General features: G+C 69.4%; 1 protein-coding gene. It reads right to left on the bottom strand.

Annotated elements, in window-relative coordinates:
• Nucleotides 1-123: 123 nt before the first annotated feature.
• Complete coding sequence (locus I71_RS28300; protein WP_042702068.1) at nucleotides 124-921, bottom strand: MinD/ParA family protein; 798 nt, start codon at nucleotides 919-921, stop codon at nucleotides 124-126.
• Nucleotides 922-949 lie beyond the last annotated feature (28 nt).

Raw genomic sequence — 949 nt, 5'->3', positions numbered from 1 at the left:
GTCGCCCCAACGGTGACGGCGGCCCTAACGGGAGCGGGCGCGGCGGGGGCTGCCGCGGCGGTGGCGGCGGCCGGCGTGACCGATGGTGGGATTGCCCCGCCCATGCCCGCTTATCCCGCCCGGCTACTTGGCGCTGGCGAGCAGCCGCTGCACGATCGCCTCGACGTCGCGGGCCGCGTCGCTGGCGGGCGAACGGGTCAGCAGCGGGGTCTGGTTGCGGATGGCGTCGCGCACCTTCAGGTCGCGGCGGATGATGCCCGCCAGCGCCGGCTTGTATTTCAGGAAATTCTGGCAGGCCTTCAGGATGGTGCCGTAGGTCCGCTCGCCGTCCTTCACGCTCTGCGCCATGTTGACCACGATCCGCAGGTCGGCCGACGGGTTGGTGGCATGGGTCAGCTTGATGAAGGCATAGGCGTCGGTCAGCGAGGTCGGCTCGTCCGTCGTCACCACCAGCGTGGTGCCGGCCGGGCCGGACAGAGTGCGCACCGTGCGGTCGACACCGGCGCCCATGTCCATCACCACCCGGTCATAGCTCTTGGCCAGTTCCAGCAGGTCGTTGCGCAAGGACGACAGCCGTTGGCTCGGCAGTTGCGCCAGCGTGCCCGAGCCCGAACGGCCGGCGATGATGTCGAATCCGGTGTCGGGGAAGCGCTGAGCCGCCTTGGCCAGCGTCACCTCGCCGTTGATGACGGCGCCCAGGTCGTTCTTGGGCGAGAAGCCCAGCTGGATGTCGACGTTGGCGAGCCCGAGGTCGCCGTCGAACAGCAGCGTGTTCATGCCCGCCTTGGTCAGGGCGTGGCTGAGCGTGATGGAGAACCACGTCTTGCCGACGCCGCCCTTTCCACTGGCCACGGCGATGACGTTGGCGCCGCGCAGCGGGCGAACGTTCTTGAGGGCGGCCGGGAACACCGGATCGGTCATGGCAGGGTCCTCGACGAGGGGGAACTGG

This window comes from Azospirillum sp. B506 (assembly GCF_000333595.1).
Classification (GTDB): domain Bacteria; phylum Pseudomonadota; class Alphaproteobacteria; order Azospirillales; family Azospirillaceae; genus Azospirillum.
The sequence above is the reverse complement of the archived record's forward strand: the minus strand, read 5'-3'. Positions and strand labels throughout refer to the sequence as shown.